The organism is Actinacidiphila alni (genome assembly GCF_900112845.1).
In the GTDB taxonomy this organism is placed as follows: Bacteria; Actinomycetota; Actinomycetes; order Streptomycetales; family Streptomycetaceae; genus Actinacidiphila; species Actinacidiphila alni.
Window position 1 is genome coordinate 1 of record NZ_FONG01000041.1, and the last position, 18,487, is coordinate 18,487.

The 18,487-nt window shown below is 72.5% G+C and carries 15 protein-coding genes and 1 pseudogene; 5 read left to right on the forward strand and 11 right to left on the reverse strand.

The window, feature by feature from the left end:
* From BM076_RS35125 to BM076_RS35175, 11 genes are all read right to left on the reverse strand, one after another.
* Positions 1-392, reverse strand: a 392-nt coding sequence (locus BM076_RS35125) for an SMP-30/gluconolactonase/LRE family protein (RefSeq protein WP_143120734.1), incomplete at its 3' end; no start/stop codon positions are given.
* A gap of 84 nt (positions 393-476) precedes the next feature.
* The gene (locus BM076_RS35130) at positions 477-1,337 is read right to left on the reverse strand and encodes a fumarylacetoacetate hydrolase family protein (RefSeq protein ID WP_093717841.1); all 861 of its coding nucleotides are present in this window, start codon (positions 1,335-1,337) and stop codon (positions 477-479) included.
* Between the two features lie 103 nt (positions 1,338-1,440).
* Positions 1,441-2,478 (reverse strand): hydroxyacid dehydrogenase, encoded by a 1,038-nt coding sequence (locus tag BM076_RS35135; RefSeq protein WP_093717842.1) that lies wholly within the window; start codon positions 2,476-2,478, stop codon positions 1,441-1,443.
* Entirely contained in the window at positions 2,462-3,478 is a 1,017-nt protein-coding gene (locus BM076_RS35140) for a dihydrodipicolinate synthase family protein (RefSeq protein WP_093717852.1), read from the reverse strand. Before BM076_RS35140 ends, BM076_RS35135 begins: the two co-directional genes overlap by 17 nt.
* Before the next feature lie 96 nt (positions 3,479-3,574).
* Positions 3,575-4,732 (reverse strand): NAD-dependent epimerase/dehydratase family protein, encoded by a 1,158-nt coding sequence (locus BM076_RS35145; RefSeq protein ID WP_177246773.1) that lies wholly within the window; start codon positions 4,730-4,732, stop codon positions 3,575-3,577.
* Between the two features lie 8 nt (positions 4,733-4,740).
* Positions 4,741-5,709 carry a carbohydrate ABC transporter permease gene (locus BM076_RS35150; protein WP_093717843.1) on the reverse strand — a complete coding sequence of 323 codons (969 nt, stop codon included), beginning with the start codon at positions 5,707-5,709 and terminating at the stop codon, positions 4,741-4,743.
* Between the two features lie 2 nt (positions 5,710-5,711).
* Complete coding sequence (locus BM076_RS35155) at positions 5,712-6,623, reverse strand: carbohydrate ABC transporter permease (RefSeq protein WP_093717844.1); 912 nt, start codon at positions 6,621-6,623, stop codon at positions 5,712-5,714.
* A 143-nt stretch (positions 6,624-6,766) separates the two neighbouring features.
* Positions 6,767-8,029 carry an ABC transporter substrate-binding protein gene (locus tag BM076_RS35160; protein ID WP_245796677.1) on the reverse strand — a complete coding sequence of 421 codons (1,263 nt, stop codon included), beginning with the start codon at positions 8,027-8,029 and terminating at the stop codon, positions 6,767-6,769.
* Between the two features lie 88 nt (positions 8,030-8,117).
* Positions 8,118-9,422, reverse strand: a complete 1,305-nt coding sequence (locus BM076_RS35165) for a Gfo/Idh/MocA family protein (RefSeq protein WP_093717846.1) — start codon at positions 9,420-9,422, stop codon at positions 8,118-8,120.
* A gap of 183 nt (positions 9,423-9,605) precedes the next feature.
* Positions 9,606-11,420, reverse strand: a complete 1,815-nt coding sequence (locus BM076_RS35170) for a peptidase C14 (protein ID WP_093717854.1) — start codon at positions 11,418-11,420, stop codon at positions 9,606-9,608.
* A gap of 591 nt (positions 11,421-12,011) precedes the next feature.
* Positions 12,012-12,890 (reverse strand): IclR family transcriptional regulator, encoded by an 879-nt coding sequence (locus BM076_RS35175; protein WP_093717847.1) that lies wholly within the window; start codon positions 12,888-12,890, stop codon positions 12,012-12,014.
* 214 nt (positions 12,891-13,104) lie between these two features.
* On the opposite strand from BM076_RS35175, the gene BM076_RS35180 reads away from it, so the two are divergent.
* From BM076_RS35180 to BM076_RS35200, 5 genes and pseudogenes are all read left to right on the forward strand, one after another.
* A complete protein-coding gene (locus BM076_RS35180; protein WP_093717848.1) occupies positions 13,105-14,463 on the forward strand; it encodes an aspartate aminotransferase family protein in 1,359 nt (452 codons plus the stop codon).
* Complete coding sequence (locus BM076_RS35185; protein ID WP_093717849.1) at positions 14,457-15,644, forward strand: mandelate racemase/muconate lactonizing enzyme family protein; 1,188 nt, start codon at positions 14,457-14,459, stop codon at positions 15,642-15,644. Before BM076_RS35180 ends, BM076_RS35185 begins: the two co-directional genes overlap by 7 nt.
* Positions 15,641-16,489: an amidohydrolase family protein gene (locus BM076_RS35190; protein ID WP_093717850.1), complete on the forward strand. Its 849-nt coding sequence runs from the start codon at positions 15,641-15,643 to the stop codon at positions 16,487-16,489. The genes BM076_RS35185 and BM076_RS35190 overlap by 4 nt, the downstream gene beginning before the upstream one ends.
* Positions 16,486-17,388, forward strand: a complete 903-nt coding sequence (locus tag BM076_RS35195) for an SDR family NAD(P)-dependent oxidoreductase (protein WP_093717851.1) — start codon at positions 16,486-16,488, stop codon at positions 17,386-17,388. The genes BM076_RS35190 and BM076_RS35195 overlap by 4 nt, the downstream gene beginning before the upstream one ends.
* Positions 17,385-18,487 (forward strand): annotated as a pseudogene (locus tag BM076_RS35200) (peptidase C14); the annotation flags it as partial. The gene BM076_RS35195 and the pseudogene BM076_RS35200, both read left to right, overlap by 4 nt.

Here is an 18,487-nt window from a genome sequence, read left to right on the forward strand (position 1 = left end):
AGGACGTCCCGGCCGTGGCGGCCGTCGAGCGCGCTGCTGCCCACCAGGAACCGCCCCGCCGGGTCGCAGCCGCCGTCGTTCAGCCGTGCCGGCGTCCCGTGGGGCAGCACCCGGCCGCCGGGGCGGCGCGTCCCGTCCGGCAGGAGGACGGTGAGGCCGTACCGCCCGGCGACGAGCAGGCTGCCGTCATCCGCGCAGGCCACCGCGCCGGCCGTGCCCGGCAGGCGGTGTCGCCGTACGACCTCCACCCGGCCGGGCCGCAGACGCCCCTCGTCAACCCGGCCGGCCTCGATGTCGACCCAGAGCAGCCGCTCGCGAGGGGCGTCCCAGACCGGGCCCTCGGCGAGCCGGAAGCCGCCGGTCAGCAGCGGCCGGGCGGCGTACGTCAGCACCGCGCCACCGGGCCTCCCCGGCAGCGGGCCGTCTGCCGCACGACGAGGCCGGCTCCCGGTGCGCGCCCGGCCGGTTCCGCGCGCTCACGCATCGGCGCACACCGAGCGGTGCCGGCCGAGGCCGTCGATCTCCATCTCCATCACGTCGCCCGCGGACAGGTACGGGAAGCGGCCGGAGAGCGCGACGCCCTCGGGCGTACCGGTGTTGACCAGGTCGCCGGGCTCAAGGACCACGTACTGCGACAGATGGCGGACGATCTCCGCGACGCCGAAGATCATGTCGGCGGTCGAGGAGTCCTGCCGGGGCTCGCCGTTGACCCATGAGCGCAGCCGCAGGGCCTGCGGGTCGGGGACCTCGTCGGCGGTCAGCAGCCACGGGCCGAGCGGGTTGAACGTCTCGCAGCTCTTGCCCTTGGACCACTGGCCGCCGGGCGTCTCCAACTGGAAGGCCCGCTCCGAGACGTCGTTGCCGACCGCGTACCCGGCGACGTACGCCAGCGGGTCGTCGTCCGCGGTGAGGTAGCGGGCGCGGCGGCCGATCACCGCGGTCAGCTCCACCTCCCAGTCGGTCTTCTTCGAGCCGCGCGGGATCAGCACGGTGTCCTCGGGGCCGACCACGGTGTTCGGGCTCTTGTGGAACAGGATCGGCTCGGTGGGCGGTTCGGCCCCCGACTCGCGGGCGTGGGCGGCGTAGTTCTGGCCGATGCACAGCACCGCGCCGGGCCGGGCCACCGGGGCGCCGGTGCGCTGCCCGGCGAGGCCGGCCGCGGGCAGTTCGGGCAGTCGGCCGGCGGCCAGCGCGTCCCGGACCCGCGTGACGCCGTCGGAGGCGAAGAAGGCGGGGTCGAGGTCGGCGGTGAGGCCGGACAGGTCGTAGGTCCGGCCGTCGGCGGTGCCGAGGACGGGGCGCTCGCCACCGGGCGGGCCCAAGCGCATCAGGCGCATAGGTGTTCTCTCTCTTCGCGAATACGGGTACGGGCACGGCACGGGTCGCGGGTGCCGCACGGGTGCGGTGCGGTGTCGGGAGTGGGCGGACGCGCCGGGAGCGCTACTCGACGCGTGCCAGCGCGTCGCGCCCCACTTCGTGCAGCAACTCCCGCCCGCCCAGGTGGCGTTCGATCTCCGCCACGGTGCTGTCGCCCAGCGCGTGCCTGCCCTCCACGGTGGCCGCGGCCTGATGGGGTGTCAGGAGGACGTTGGGCAGGGCGCGCAGGGGGTGCTCGGTGGGCAGCGGCTCCGCGTCGTAGACGTCGAGCGCGGCGTCGATCCGGCCGCTGCGCAGCTCGGCCAGCAGTGCGTCCTCGTCCACCAGCCAGGATCTCGCGGTGTTGACCAGCCCGGCGCCGTCCGGGAGCAGTGCCAGCTCCCTGGCTCCCAACAGGTGCCGGGTCTCGGCGAGCGCGGGCGCGTGCACCGCGGTGATCCGACTGGCGGCCAGCACCTCGTCGAGCCCGGCCACCCGGACGCCGAGCGCGGCGGCGTCCGCGGCGCCGAGGCAGGGGTCGGCGACGGTGACCTCGGCGCCGAGGGCACGGACCAGCCCGATGTAGGCGCGTCCGGTGCGGGAGGCGCCGATCACACCGATCGGGCAGCCGAGGATCTGGTGGCGCTCGGGCATGCGCCCGGCCTCCGCCCAGGGCACACCCCCGCGCAGGGCGTGGTCGAAGCGATGGATGCGGTGCAGCAGCGCGAGGGTGAAGGCGAGGGCCACCTCCGCGACCGGGCGGGCCATCGCACCGCCGGCCTGGGTGACACGCACGCCCCGGTCGAAGACCGCCCGGGTCGCGTAGGGGCTGACCGCGCCGCCGGTGTGTGCCAGCAGTTCCAACCGTGGTGCTGCCGCGAGGAGTTCGGCGTCGAGCCGGGCGGTGCCCCAACCGGTGACGAGGATGTCGGCGCCGGTCAGCGCGTCGGCCAGCGCGGAACGGTCGTCGGGCCGCTCCACCAGCACCGGGTCGGCCAGCCGGGACAGTCGCTGCCAGGCGTCCGCGGTGAAGAGCTGCTCCCGCAGTTCCGGCCGGAGCGCCACCACGACGACGGCCCGCCCCGGCCCGCCCGGCCGGGCGCCGTCAGCGAAGCCAGTCATCGCGGTGCTCCGCCACGAACGTGTCGTCGGTCAGCCACGGGTAGGCCGCCGCGACCCGGGCGATCTCCTCGGCCTGGCGGGGGGAGAGCCGCTCGGCGGGGTCGAGGCACCAGGTGCCGGCCAGCAGGCCCTGTCGGCGCAGCACTTCGTGCACGCCGGGGACGCAGCCGCGGAACGCGTTGCGCGCGTCGAAGACCGCCGCGTTGGCCTCGCTCAACTGGGGCGCCCTGCGCAGCAGATCGATCATCAACTGCTGGTCGCCGGCGCGCGCCGCACGCACCTGCGCCAGCATCGCGACCGCACTCGACGTCCACACGGCCCACTGACCGAGCAGCCCGCCGGCGAACCAGCGCAGATCGCCGCCGGTCGTGCGGTAGGGGGTGAGCAGGTCGGTGAGGATCGCGTCGTCGTTGCCGGTGTAGAGGGCGATGTCCTGGACGCGGTCGCTCGCGGCGACGGCGGCGATCACCTCCGCTGTCCGGTAGCGGTCGAAGGGCGCGGCCTTGATCGCCACCACCGACGGGATGTCCGCGAACTTCCGCCAGTAGTCGGCGGACAGGTAGCGTCCGCCGACCGGTTCCTGGAGATAGAAGCCGATGACCGGCAGCACCTCGCCGACAGCGCGGGTCCGTTCCAGCAGCCCCGCCTCGTCGGCGCCGGGCACCGCGGGGCTCAACAGCACCGCGTCGTATCCGAGTTCGGCGGCGAGTTCGGCCTCGGCGACGGCCTGTGCGGTGTAGCCGCAGGCGCCCGCGATCTTCACCACCGGCCGGCCCGCCTCCTTGTCGGCGGTCTCGGCGGCGAGTTCGAGCACCGGGCGGAGCAGACCGACGGCGGCATTCCGGATCTCGAACTGAGTGGTGTGCACGCCGACCGCGATCCCGCCGGCGCCGGCGGCCAGGTAGTAGCGGGTCAGGGCGCGCTGGCGGCGCTCGTCGAGGCGGCGCTCGGCGTCCAGGGCGAGCGGGTGGGCCGGTATGACGGTGCCGGCGGCGAGCAGGTCGAGCGGACTCGCCCCGCCGCCGGCGTCGACGTCGTCCCGGGCGGGGCCGACGGGAGCGGTGCTGCTCGTGTGGTTGGGGGAGGACACCGTGGGTCAGAACCTTCCGTCGCGGATGTGGAACTTGGTGGGCCGGCCCGACAGCGGCAGCCCGCGCCGGATCCACTCGGCCTGCCAGCCGACCAGCGTGCGCAGCGGCACCGGCGGATAGCCGAACAGCGCGTGGCAGAGGCCCGCGTCGGACAGCAGCGCCGTGCCGGACTCCTGACCCATCGTCAAGGATGCCTTCTCCAGGGCGGGTTCGGCTGATTCCCCGATGGCTGTGCCCGTGTCCGTCCCTGTGCCCGTGTCCGTCCCCGTCCCCGTGCCCGCACCGGCGCGGCCGAACTCCTCGTGGAACAACTGCGCCAGCCGCCGGACCGAGGCGGTCTCCGGCCCGGTGAGGTTGACGGTGAACGCCTCCGCGTCGGCATGCAGCAGCGCGCGCAGCGCTACTTCGTTGGCGTACCCCTGCCAGACCACATTGGCGTGGCCGGTGGTGACGTCCACCGGTCGGCCGGCGTGCACGGCCGAGGCGATGTCGGCGAGCACCCCGTAGCGCAGGTCGATCGCGTAGTTGAGGCGCAGCAGGGCGACGCGGGTGCCGTGCTCGGCGGCGTGGTAGCCGAAGATCCGTTCCCGGCCGAGGCAGGACATGGCGTACTCGCCGACCGGACCGACCGGGTCGGCCTCGGTGCAGCCGGCCGAGGCGGTGCCGACCAGCGGGTAGACGTTGCCGGTGGAGAACGCCGAGATCCGGGCGTCGCGGTAGCGGCGGGCGATCCGGTCCGGCAGCGCGGCGTTGACCGCCCAGGCGTGTGCGGGGTTGCCCGCGGAGCCGAATTTGGCGCCGACCATGAAGACGGCGTTGCCGGCGTCGGGCAGCCCGGCCGGGTCGCCGTCGAGCAGGTCGAAGGCGACCGGGCGGACGCCCTCGGCGGCCAGCGCGTCGGCCGCCGCCCGGTCCGACCAGCGGGAGACGGCGTGCACGGCGAGGTCGCCGCGGCCGGCCGCGTCCAGCGCGCGCCGGGCGAGCCGGCACAGGCTGGGGCCCATCTTTCCGCCCGCGCCGAGCACGACCAGGTCGCCGTCGAGCCGGGCGAGGTCGGCCACCAGGGCGGGTGAGGGGGTGGCGAGCAGGTCTTCGAGCTGCTGCTCGCCGTCGGGGAAGCCCGCGGGGCCGGGACCGGCGGCGGGCGTGAAGCTGTGTGGCATGTGCGTGGTCATCCTTTGACGGCCGAACCGGTGACGCCCTCGGTGAAGTACCGCTGGCCCGCCAGATAAGCGGCGAAGATGGGGACGAAGGCGATCACCGAGCCGGCGAGCACCTGGCTGAGCGGCACCTGCTGCTGTTGCAGCGACGCGATGCCGACGGTGAGGGTGCGCATGTCGCTGCTCTGGCCCATGACCAGCGGCCACAGGAAGTCGTTCCAGTGCCACAGGAAGACGAACGTGCCGAGCGTGGCGAGGATCGGCTTGAGCAGCGGCAGCACGATGCTGACGAAGATCCGCAGTTCGCTGCAGCCGTCCAGCCGGGCCGCTTCGAACATCTCGTCCGGGAGGTCCTTGATGAACTGCCGCATCAGGAACACGGCCTGCGCGTTGGCGAGGGTGGGGATGATCAGGCCCCAGTAGGTGTCCACGCCGCCGAGCTTCGCCATCATGATGAAGGTCGGGATCATCGTGACGTGGTACGGCACCATGACCATCGACAGGAACGACCAGAACATCGTCTCCCGGCCGCGGAACCGCTTCTTCGCGAAGGCGTACCCGGCCAGCGAGGACAGCACCAGCACCCCGACGACCGAGACCACCGAGTAGATCACGGTGTTGAGCAGCCAGCGGGGCACGTCCTGGGCGTCGAGCACCGCCCCGTAGGAGGAGCCGGACAGGTGCCAGGGCGCCAGGCTGCCCGGGAGCGACACGGCGGCGCCGGGTTTCAGCGACAGCACGAGCATCGCGTAGAACGGGAAGACCATCACCACCGACGCGACCGTGAGCAGTACGCCGCGTACGACCTTCCCGCCGGTGCTCGGCCGCAGCGCGCGGGGAATGCCGTCGCGCTCGCGCGGGCGGCGGGGGCGCGGCGAACCCCGGCGCGCGGCCCGTCCGTCGGGGCCGGCGGCCCCGTCGGCGGAGCCGCCACGGGCGTCGGCGCCCGTGTCGACGGCCTCGGCGGTGACGTTCGCCATGGTCACTTCTCCTTTCCGAGCACCAGCCGCTGCACGAGCGCCACGACCATGGTCATCACGAACAGCACGCAGCCGAGCGCGCTGGCGTAGCCGAGATCGCTGTACTTGAAGCCGGCGTCGTAGAGCTGGTACACGAGGCTGTAACTGGCGTTGGCCGGGCCGCCGCCGGTCATCACGTAGATGGCGTCGAAGATCTGGAAGCTGTTGGTGGTCTCGATCACCACGAGGAAGAAGAACGCGGGCTTCAACTGCGGGGCGACGATGTACCGGAAGCGCTGGAAGGGCCCGGCGCCGTCCATCAGCGCGGCCTCCTCCAACTCCCTGGGCACGTCCTGGAGCCGGGCGAGCAGGATGAGCATGCCGTAGCCGCACCGGGACCAGACGCCGACCAGCGCGATCGCCGGCAGCACCAGGGCGGAGTCGGTGAGCCAGGACTGGTCGGGCAGCCCGAGCAGTGCCATCAGCTCCGCCCAGGGGCCCTTCGTGGAGAAGATCCAGATGAAGACGGTGGACGCCAGGATCAGGCTGGTGACCACCGGCAGGAAGAACACCGACCGGAACAGGCGCGAGCCCCGGAAGGCCCGCCGGGTCAGCAGCGCCAGTCCCAGCGAGGCCAGGATGGTGAACGGCACCGCGATCACGCTGTAGACGACGGTCACCCGCAGCGAGGACCAGAACAGCGGGTCGTGCATCATCCGCTGGAAGTTCTGCAGCCCGGTGAAATGGGTCGTGTCGCCGATGGTGTAGTCGGTGAAGCCGAGCACCAGCCCGGCGACACCCGGGCCGAACCGGAAGGCCAGGAAGAGCAGGAAGCAGGGCAGCACGAACAGCAGCCCGATCCGGGCCTCCCGGCGCGCGTGCGGTCCGCGTCGGTTCTTCTGCGGGCGGGTGGTGCGTTCCGCGACTGCGGCCACGGGACCTCCTTCGGGAGCGAGAGGGGAGCTGCCGGACCTGGCCGGCTGCCGGGGGCGGGGCTGGGGGGACCTGCGGGCCGGGCGGGCCGCTCGGCCGGTGCGAGCGGCCCGCGCGGCGCCCGCGGCTGGCGCCTGCGGGGTGGTCAGCGTTTGCGGGCGATCAGCTGGTCGGCGGCCTGCGCCGCGTCGTCGAGCGCCTTCTTCGGGGTGGTCTTGCCGAGCAGCGCGGCCTGGATCTGCGGGGCGAGCAGGCCCATCACATCGCGGGCGGCCTTGTTGATCGGGCCGACGTCGGTGCTGCCGAGCACCTTCTCGGTGGCCTGCTGGTGCTGGTCGCCGGGGTAGAGGTCGGTCGCGTCGGTGCGCGGTGAGAAGTAGCCGCCGGGCTGGAGCAGGCCGGTGGAGTTCTTCGGCTGGGCCACGTAGGAGATCCACTCGGCGGCCGTCTTCTGGTTGGCGCCCTTGAACATGGCGAGGGTGCCGACGGTCCCGTACGCCACCGACGTGGCGTCCCGCAGCGGCGGGTTGACGACGATGTTGTCCTTGCCCCAGTACGGCTCCACCTCGGCGGCGGTGTTCTGCCAGGTGCACGCGACCTTGTTCTTCGCCAGGTCGGTCTGCTCGATCTGCGGGGTGGTGGTGACCAGGTCCTTGGGCGTCCAGCCGTTGTCCACGAAGGTCTTCAGCCAGGTGAGCGCCTTGACGCCGGCGGCGCTGTTGAAGGCGGCCTTCTTCCCGTCGGAGGAGAAGACGTCGCCGCCGGCCTGCCAGAGCAGCGGGTAGAAGGTCATGTTGAGGGTGGCGGTGGTGTCGCCGCTGTAGCTGGTCGCGTAGTAGCCCTTGGCCTTGAGCTTCGGCGCGAGCGCGCTGAGCTGCTCCCAGGTGGTCGGGTAGGTGTGCTCGCCGATGGCGTCGAACACCTTGCGGTCGCACAGCAGCGGGTAGGTGGACATCAGCACGGGGGCCGCCAGGGGCTTCCCGTCCACGCTGACGGCTTTGAGCGCGGCCGGACGGTAGGCGGCCTTGTCCGCCGCGGTCATCCACTGGCTCGCCGGGATCATGTTCCGCTGGTAGGCGGAGAGCTGGTCGGGCAGCAGGTAGGCCACGTCGGGGCCCTTGCCCGCGGCGAGCGCGGTGGCCAGGGCGGTGTCCCGGTTGGCCCACGGGTAGGTGGACACCTTGACGGTGACGCCGGGGTTGGCCTTTTCGAAGCCCTTGACCAGGCCGTCCCAGTAGGCCTCGTTGGCCTTGGGGTCGTTGATCACCGGGTAGACCCAGGTGTTGATCGTCTTCTTCGAGCTGGACCCGGAACCGGTGTCCGAGCCGCACCCGGCCACGGCGGTGACCGCGAAGGCGGCGGCGAGGGCGAGGGCGGCGGTGTGGCGGCGTCTCACGGTGGTTCTCACTTTCTGGAGCGTGGAGCTGGGCGGCGGTGGTCGTACGGGCGCGGGTGGAGTGCCGTGCGGGCGGTTGCCGGTGCGGGCGGCCGTCCGGTCAGCGCGGCGGGACGGTCTCGACGGTGCCGCGGTGCCGGGAGCGTTCCGCGGCGAAGGCGGCGAGGTGGCTGCCGAGGGACTCGACGGGGCCGGAGCGGATGTGGGAGCGGTCGCCGGTGGCGAGCGCGGTGACGAAGGACTCGACCAGGACGGCGTCGCCGCCGCCGTGGCCGTCGGCGGCGTTGGAGCCACTCGCGCCCACCTCGTGGACCTGGACGGTGTCGTCGCGGAAGTCGTGCACGGTGACCCGCTCGCCGTCGCCGCGCAGCCAGCCGTGGCTGCCGAAGATCCGGGTCTGGCGGTGGGTCTGCTCGGTGAAGGCGGTCATGGTGAAGACGGCGGTGGCGCCGCCGGACAGCCGCATGGCGACGACCTGGTTGTCGACCACGTCGTTGTCCGCGCGGTACACGCACCGTCCGTACGGACCGGTGCGCAGCGCCTCGGTGAGGATCGCCTCGTCCTGCGGGCCGGTGGCCCGCGCGGTCACGTGGTCGATCGGCCAGGCGCCGCCCGTGGTGCGCAGCGCCGGGTAGTACAGCTTGGGCGCGGAGTAGGGGCAGCCCGGTTCGACCGGGCAGTCCAGGCAGGTGGCGGTGGCGCCCTCCGGGGCGTTCTCCGGGCGGAAGTGGGTGAGCGAGCCGAAGCTCGCGACGGTCTCGATCCGGCGGCCGGTGACGTAGGCGATCCAGTCCAGGTCGTGGCTGGATTTGGCGAGGATCATCGGCGACGACTCGTCCTCCCGGCGCCAGGGGCCGCGTACGTACGAGTGCGCGTAGTGCCACCAGCCGACCGGCTCCAGATGGTCCAGCCCGGTGACGGTGCCGAGGACGCCGCTGTCCACCACGCTCTTGACCAGGTCGGTGTACGGCGTGTACCGCATCACGTGGCAGACGGCGAAGGGTACGCCGGTGGCCTCGACGCCCTCGACGATGGCGCGGCACTCGGCCTCGGTCGGGGCGAGCGGTTTCTCGGTCATCACCGCGTATCCGGCTTGGGCCAGCGCGATCACCGGTCCGGCGTGCGCGCGGTCCTGGGTGGCCACGATCACGCCGTCGGCGAGCGGGCCGCCGTTCGCCTCGGTGGCGGCGAGCAGTTCCCGCCAGTCGCCGTATCCGGTCGCCTCCGGCACGGCGGCCCGTGCCCGGGGTCGCGGGTCGGCGACGGCGACGATCTCGGCCCGCTCGGGGTGGTCGCGGATCCAGGCGGCGTAGGTCAGCCCGCGGTTGCCCGCGCCCACGAGGGCGATCCGCACCGGGCGCCCCTCGGTCGGGGTTCCTCCGGCGCTGCTCTGGTCGGTGGCCATGGTCCCTCTCTCACGGTGGGCGTGACGGTCCGCGGATACGGATCGGTGCGGCGGGTCGACGGGCCGGTCCGCGGGGGTGTCCACGGGCCCGGGCGGCAGGGGTTCGGCGGATCGGTGGCCCCGGCCGGCGGCCGGGGCGGTGCCGTGCGGCGGGACGGGTCAGGACCGGACCGGCCTGCGGTCTCAGACCAGCAGGTTGCCGGTGGTGTGCCGCACCCGGTCGCCTTCGGCGGGCATCTTGGTGCGGGTCACGCCGTCCTCGGTGCAGCCGGTGTGCAGCAGGTGGCTGTCGCCGGTGAACGCCTCAGGGTCGAGTTCGAGGCGGCCGCCGGTGAAGGCCGAGCCGCCCGCGCGGTAGTGGTTGACGCCGTCGGTGATCAGCAGGTGCGCGGTCCCGGCGTCCGAAGCGTGGGAGTCGACGCCGTCGAGCTGCCAGCGCACGGTGCGGTCGGCGCCGCTGCGGGTGAGGAAGGCCGCTGAGCTGTTGGCGCCGCCGAAGCGGGCGCCGCCGTCGATCCACAGCCGCTGGTCCTCGGTGGACCGCAGCACCAGGCCGGTGTCGGTGAAGGCGCCGCCGTGCACCGCGGTGTCGGCGTGCGCGACGGTGCTGGGGTCGGCGGTCGCGGCCGCGCCGGTGAAGGTGCAGTGGTCGAGGACGAGTTGGCCGGTGCCGTTGAACCGGGCGCCGTCCAGACCCTTCAGGGTGACCCGCAGCAGGTGCACGTCGGCGCCGACGGTGGCGGCGGTGACCTCGGACGCCTTGCCCTGGGTGAAGGCCGAGTCGGCGATCACGGTGGGCCGCTTCGACCGGTTCGAGGACTGCGAGATCACCAGCGGGCCGGAGGCGACGCAGCCGCGCAGCTGGGCGCCGTCCGCGTTGACCCAGATCATGCCGGAGCCCGCTTGGGCGTTGCCGATGACCAGCATGTCCTCGAGGGTCAGGTCGGTGATGTTGGTCCTGGCCACGAACCAGGAGCAGGCGTGTCTGCGGACGGTGACCCGTTTGGCCGCGCCGCCCCAGGCGGCGCCGGAGTTGGCGAAGGTCATCAGCCCGGAGTTGCCGGTGTAGGTGAGGTCGTGCTCGAACTGTCCGTGGGTGACGAAGGGGCCCTGGTCGTCGCCGTCGCCGTGGCAGTTGGTGACGTAGCCGTAGGCGGACGCCGTCCAGTCGTTGAGGTGCCGGGAGTTGGCGACGTGGCAGTCCTCGACGTGCCCGTACAGGCAGTAGATCTGCTGCGTGAGGTAGCCCGCGCCGCCGTACGTGACCGAGGCCGGGTTCTTCAGCCGGCACTCGGAGGTGTGGAAGTACGTACACCAGCGGCGCATGATCACCGGCCAGAAGGTGCCGGTGGCGTCGATGCCGGAGACGTCGCAGGAGACGGCGTACTCGTAGGCGATCGGGTGCGAGCCGGTGACGGTGTCGTTGTCGGCGACGTCCGGGACGCCCTGGAAGACCATGTTGCGGACGTGGGCGCGTTCGACCGGTTCGACGAGGGTCCAGGTGAAGGTGCGGCCCGCGGCCAGGTCCCAGCCGATCTTGTAGTTGACCCGGATGTGCGTGGCGTCCACGATCTCGGTGATCTGGACGAGCTTTTGCACCTCCTTCTCGTACAGCCCGGTGCCGGCGGCCGCGTCGATCTCGACGCTCCACCACTGGCCGACGGTGAAGGACTTGCTCGACGGCACCTCGAAGATGTCGGCGAGGTCGGGCATCGCGGCGGACAGCCGGGACTTCACCGTGGTGCCGGTGACGGTGCCGCGGAAGTACAGCACGGCGCCGAACGGGTTGTTGACGGTGTTCTTCTCGATCCCGGTGGTGGTGATCAGGTTGCCGCCGAAGTCCAGCTCGATCCGGGAGCGGGAGAAGGTGTGGCGCTTGGTGAAGTTGAGGTCGGTGTGCGCCTCGATCCGGTGCACGGCGGGGTCGCCGACCATGGCGTCCAGCGCGTCGTCGGCCGGGGTGGCGGCGTCGTGGACGCCGAACTGGCGGAAGTCCAGCAAGCCGTCGTGGACCATGCGCCAGCGGCCCCTGCCGGAGTGGCCGGCCGGGCGGAGGACGGTGCCGCCGTTGGGTGCGGTGGTGGCGCCGGCGTCCCAGCGGGCGGTCAGGCCGCCGCCGTCGCCGGGCGCGTGGTAGCCGGAGACGAGGGCGACCGCGCCGTCGGCGAGCGACTTCGGGTCGAGCGCGAGCAGGCGGGCGACGGTGCCGACGGCGATCGGGGCGGTGGACCTGCCGGCCGGCCGGGGGGTGTCGGCGGCCGCGGTGCCGGTGCCGGAGGCGACCGCGGTGGTGGTGGCCGCGAGCAGCAGCCCGCCGATACCGCCGGCCCGCAGCAGTTTGCGACGGGAGGTGTCCGGGCGGTTCGGCTCGGGGTTCTGGTCGGTGGTGGAACCCGGCACGGGGCCAGGGGAAACGTTCACGGTGTGCCTCAGCCTTCGATGGGCCTGGGGTGAGGACGAGTCCCGTGACGTTTGCCGGATGTGCGGATGGCGGTACGGACCGGTGCGGGAAAAGCGCAGACCAGGGGCAGGGTGCTTGCGCGGCACCGTCCGATGGGGCGAGACGGTATGCCCCGGTCGGTGAATCGGTCAAGACCCCGCGGTGGCCGCCGTGCGGCTCTCCGGCGTCGCCCCGGCAGTGTCGTGGCCCAGGCTCTGACTGACGCGATCGGCGAAGTCCCGTACCTGGAGGCCGAGTTCGCGGAAACGCCAGCCGGGCAGGTCGAGCTTCAGACCGGTGATGCTGATCGCGCCGACGCACCGGTCGCGGTGGTCGCGGACGACGCTGCCGATGCAGAAGATCCCGTCGGCGTCCTCCTCGTCGTCCAGCGCGTAGCCGGTGGCGCGGATGTCGGCGAGGTGGGAGAAGAGCGTCGCCTCGTCGGTGATGGTGCGGGAGGTGCGGCGCGGCAGCCCGGTGCGGGCTATCAGCTCCCGGGCCTCGGTATCGGGCATCGCGGCGAGCAGCGCCTTGCCGATGCCGGTGCAGTGCGGCAGTTCGCGGGCGCCCATCCGCAGGTCGAGCCGGAGGCCGCCGCCGGCGTCCACCTGGTCGATGATCACCGCGTGGCCGTCCTGGGGCACCGCCACGCGGGAGGCCATACCGGTGGCGGCGGTCAGCTCGCGCAGGACCGGGCGGGCCACGTCCCGCAGCGAGACCTGCGCCTGGGCCCGGTCGCCGAGCCGCGCCAGCGCCATCCCCAGCCGGTAGCGGCGATTCATTCCCTCGCCCTCGTCGGCCACCAGGCCGTAGTGCCGCAAGGTCTGCAACAGGCCGAAGGCGGCGCTCTTCGACACGCCGCTGCGCTGGGCGACCTCGGTCACGCTGAGTCCGGCTCCGGGTCCGCAGGCGGCGAGCACCTCCAGCAGTTCCGCGGCCCTCGCCACGGTCTTCACCAGGTATTTCGGCTCGGCCCCCGTCTCGCGGTCCCGGTCGTCATCGGCTCCGCGATCAACACTGTTCTGCATAGCGAAACAGGTTATCACCGGGAACTACTTGACCGGTGCACGATTCCGGATCTAGGATCGCCCCACTGTTCGGATATGCAGAACAGTGTTCTTGAAAATCGTTCCTTCAGTGCAGCGAACGAATCCTGCGACGACTTGCCGGGCGGATGGCGTCCTGCGGTCCCGGCCGGGCAGGGCCGGACCGTCACCCACAGCATCGACGCAAGGAGCACACATGACGCTCGCCGAGCGGGCCCGCCGGGTGATACCGGGCGGTGTCAACAGCGGCCAGCGCAGCATTCCCGGCCTGACCGACCTGGTGATCGCCCGCACCGCGGGATCCCGGTTCTGGGACAGCGAGGGCCGGGAATTCACCGACTACCACGCCGCGTTCGGGCCGCCGCTGCTCGGCCACAACGACCCGGAGGTGGCGGCGGCGGTCGCGGACGCCTCGGGCCGGATCGGTCTCACCGGCGTGGCGGTCACCGAGGCCGAGGTGGTCCTCGCGGAGCAACTGGCCGAACTGATCCCGTCGATCGAGCAGGTGCTGCTCACCAGCACCGGCAGCGAGGCGACCTTCCACGCGCTGCGGGTGGCCCGCGCGGTCACCGGGCGCCGCCTGGTGGTGAAGTTCCAGGGCTGCTACCACGGTTGGCACGACGCGGTGAGCCTCAACGTCATCTCGGCGCCGGACCGGGTCGGTCGGCCCGACCCGACCTCGACCGGCATCCTGCCCGAAGTCCTCGACGCCACCTTGGTGCTGCGCTTCAACGACGTCGCCGCCGTACGGCAGGCGTTCGCCGAGCACGGCGCCGACATCGCCGCGGTGATCGTGGAGCCCATCCCGCACAACGTCGGCGCGCTGCTGCCCACCGAGGAATTCCTGCGCACGCTGCGCGCGGAGTGCACCGCGGCCGGCAGCGTCCTGGTCTTCGACGAGGTGATCACCGGCTTCCGGCACGCCCTCGGCGGCTACCAGGCGATCTCCGGCGTCACCCCGGACCTCACCGCCCTCGGCAAGGCCATCGCCAACGGCGCACCGATCGGCGCACTCGGCGGGCGGGCCGACCTGATGGAGCAGTTCAGCAGCCGCCCCGGCGGCCCGGTGTTCTTCGCCGGCACCTACAACGGCCACCCGCTGCCGGTCGCCGCGGCCCTGGCCACCCTCCGCAAACTGCGCGAACAGCCGGTGCACGAACACGTCTTCCGGCTCGGCGCCCGCGTGCGCTCCGAACTCGCCGCGCTCTACCGGCGGATCGGCGTGCCCGCCGTGGTGACCGGCTACGGCTCGGTCTTCGTCAGCTACTTCATGCCGGGCCCGGCCCCGCTCAGCTACGACGACCTGCTCGCCAACGACACCGCGCTGTTCGTCGGCTACCGCCGCCGCCTCATCGAGCACGGCGTCTTCGAACTGCCGCTCAGCCTCAAGCGCAGCCACCTGTCCTACGCGCACACCGACGCCGACGTGGACCGCCTGCTGGAGGCGACCGAGGCGGCCGTCACGCGCACCCTCGCCGAGGGCGGCCCGAGCGACCTCGTGCACGTCTCCACCATGGGCGGCGCGGGCGCCGCGGCGGGAGCAAGCCGATGCTGACCGTGAACACGACCCGCCCAGCAGGTCCGGCCGGCCGGATCAGCAAGGTCGAGACCCTGCAACTCGGCACCGCCTGGCGCGACTTCGGCTACGTCCGGATCCACACCGACCAGGGCCTGACCGGCGTCGGCGAGATCACCCATCCCTACCGGGTGGACGAGACCTGCCGGCTCGCCGAAGCCATGGGCCGCAGGCACCTGCTGGGCGCCGACCCCTTCGACGTCGAGGAGGTCTGGCTGCGTATGTACCAGGGCGACTTCCTGCGCGGCGGCGACATCGGCGGCATCGTCGTCTCCGGTGTGGACCAGGCGCTGTACGACCTGATGGGCAAGGCGCTGGGAGTGCCCGTCCACCGGCTGACCGGCGGCGCCGCCCGCGACCGGGTCCGGGTCTACGCCAACGGCTGGTACACCGGCGAACGCGAACCCGAGGTGTTCGCCGCCAAGGCGAAGGAGACCGTCGCCAAGGGCTTCACCGCGCTGAAGTTCGATCCGTTCGGCGCCGGCCTGCACGAGCTGGAACGCGCCGAGCTGCGCCGCTCGCTGGCGCTGGTCGCCGCGGTGCGCGAGGCGGTCGGACCCGAGGTGGATCTCTTCGTCGAAGGGCACGCCCGGTTCGCGATGGCCACCGCACGGCGGCTGGTGCACGAGCTGGCGCCCTACGACATCGGCTGGTTCGAGGAACCGCTGCCGTGGACGCACATCGAGCGCTACGCCGAGCTGCGGCAGATCGCGCCCTTCCCGATCTCCGGCGGCGAGCACTTCCACAACCGCTACGAGTACAAGCAGCTCTTCGCGACCGACGCCGTGGACATCGTGCAGCCCGACCTGTCGATGGCCGGCGGCTTCACCGAGCTGCGGAAGATCGCCGCGCAGGCCGACGCGCACGGCATGGTGGTCGCCCCGCACAACTCCAACTCGCCGCTGTGCACCACCGCTTCGGTGCACGCCGTGCTCGGTGTCACCAACTTCAAGATCCTGGAGACCTTCGACGGGCTGCTGGAGCCGTACGTCTTCGAGGCGGTCCGCGGCGCGCTCCCGATCGCCGACGGGCACATCGGGCTGCCGACCGCGCCCGGCCTCGGCATCGAGCTGGTCGACGAGGTCTTCGCCGAGCACCCGCCCACGCACCGCTTCTGGAACATGTTCGCGGACGGCTGGGAGAAGAGGAACCGCACATGATCGTCGACGTGCACTCCCACCTCTTCCGGCACAGCCACGACTTCGACGACACCTTCCGTGCCGAGTCCGCCCGTGCACACGCCGGCGAGGTGGACCTCACCGTCCGCTACGAGGACTACGCGGCGACCGCGCCGGACGGCACCCGCACCGTGGTGGTCGGCGGCAAGGCCCGCCGCAGCGGACTGTGGGTCGAGGACGCGGCCGTCGCCGCGTACGTCGCACAGCACCCCGACCGGTTGACCGGCTATCTTTCACTCGACCCGACCCAGCCCGGCTGGCAGGACGAACTACGCCACGGCCACCAGGAGTTGGGCCTGCGCGGCATCAAACTGATGCCGATGTACGCCGGGTTCGACCCGGCCGACGAGGCGTACGAACCGCTCTACGCCTACGCCGAGCGCAACGGCCTGCCGCTGCTGGTGCACACCGGCACCACCTTCGTCTCGCAGGCGCCGCTGGAGTACGCCATGCCCCGGCACCTGGACCGGGTGGCCATGCGCCACCCGGAGCTGCGGATGGTGCTGGCGCACCTCGGCCACCCCTTCGAGGGCGAGTGCATCGCGGTGATCCGCAAGCACCGGCACGTCTACGCGGACATCAGCGCGCTGCACTACCGGCCGTTCCAGCTGTGGCACAGCCTGCGCCTGGTCCAGGACTACGGCGTCTGGGACAAGCTGCTGTTCGGCAGCGACTACCCGTTCACCACGGTGGACGACTCGGTGGACGGGCTGCGCCGGATCGCCCGCGTCCCCGGCATTCCCGGCCTGGACCCGCTCGACCAGGACGCGGTGGAGGCACTGATCCACCGCCCCTCGCTGGACCTGCTCGGGCTGGCGGGGTCATGACCTCCGCCGGGACGCCCGCCGGAGGCGACGCGGGGGACCGGCCCGGGGGCACGGCCGCGGCCCGCTTCGATCTGACCGGCCGCACCGCGCTGGTCACCGGGGCCGCCCGCGGCCTGGGCCGGGCCTTCGCCGTGGCGCTGGCCGGGGCCGGCGCCGATCTGGTCCTCACCGACCTGCCGAGCGCGGACGGTCTCGCCGAAACCGCCGCGGCGGTCAGGGAGTCGGGGCGCGGCGTGCTCACCGTCGAGCAGGACCTGTCCGACACCGGGGCGCTGCACGGCTTCGCCGACCGCGTGCGCGAGCAGGCCGGTCCGATCCGCGTCCTGGTCAACAACGCCGGCACCGCGGCCCTGGAACGGTTCAACGAGATCACCCCGGACAGCTGGTACCGCGTGATGCGGGTCAACCTCGACGCGGTGTTCTTCCTGACCCAGCGCGTCGCCGAACACATGGTCGCCGACGGCCTGCCCGGCCGGATCGTCAACATCACCTCCAAGAACGCGCTGGTCGCCGAGGCCGGACTCGCGCACTACAACGCCTCCAAGGCCGCGGTGGACCTGCTCACCCAGACCCTCGCGGTCGAGCTGGCCCCGCACGGCATCACCGTCAACAGCATCGCGCCCGGCATGGTGGACACCCCCATCGACGGCGAGTTCCCGTTCGACCGGGAGGCGTTCGAGGCGGAGTACCGCCGACGCATCCCGCTGGGCCGCTACGCGCGGCCCGAGGAGTGCACGGGCGCGCTGCTGCTGCTCGCCGGCGACGACGGCGCCTACCTGACCGGAACCCGGATCGTGGTGGACGGCGGCGTCCTCGCGGACCAGATGCCGCGCACCGCGTTCATGCCCCCGTACCGCACGTCGCTCGGCCCCCAGCGGAAGGACGGCACCACCTCATGACCACCACCCGCAGGCACCTGCTGCGCTCCGGCGGGATCGGCGCTGCCGCCGTCGCCGCCGGCGCGCTGACCACCGCGCCGGCGCAGGCGGCCGCACCCGCCGACAGCAACGTCACCGGCGGGAACGGGAGCCACGACAAGGGCGGCACGGCGGGGCGTCCCACCGCCACCGTGGCCGATCTGCTCGCCATCCCGTCGAGGTCGCTGCGGGACGGGACGGTGGCGGTGGTCGCGGGCTACCGCACGCCCGGCGACGGCGGCGGCATGACCGTACGGTGGGACGTCGGCAGCGCCCTCGCACCCAACGGCGGCACAGTGCTGAGGCCGAAGGACCGCCCCGGGAAAGGGCGGTGGAGACGGCTGCACGACGGAGTGCTGGACTTCCGCGGCTTCGGCCTGTTCGACGCCTCGGTCCCGGCCGACGACGCGCTCGACGCCATGGTCGAGGACCCCGCCGTGCACCGCGTGGAGGCCCACACCGACCTGCTCTTCCGCCGCCGCCACACCTACCGGCGCTCGCGCATCGTGCTGGACTTCGGCGGCCGCACCGTCCACACCGGCGGCATCGAACGCAACACCCACGACAATCCGTTCGGCGCCGTCCTGTTCTTCCAGGGCGCCGTCACCGGCGACACCGTCAGTCATGTGCTGCCCGCCGAGGTCATCGAGCGCACCGACGCCTTCCCGGTGCCCGACTCCGCCGCCTTCGAGGTCGGCCAGTGGTGGGCGGTGCAGAGCGACGAGGTGGCCGGCGGCGGCAGAGACGAGCGCGAGCTGCAGAAGATGGTCGAGGTCACCGAGATCATCGACGGCACCCACATCCGCGTCGGCTATCTCAACGGCTGGCCGCTGGCTTCCGGCCGCACGGTCACCTGGCGCCGGGTCGAACCGGTGATCGGCGCCCGGGTCGACAACCTCGTCTTCCTCGGCGCGGGCCAGGACACCGGCGCGGTCGACGACGAGTACACCGGATCGCACCCGGTGGCGTACGAGTACGCGGTGGACTGCGACGTCTCCGGCATTCAGGCCACCGGCACGTTCTGGCCCGTCATCATGCGCCGTTGGTGCACCCGTTACCGCACCGTCCGGTGCGGGCTGAA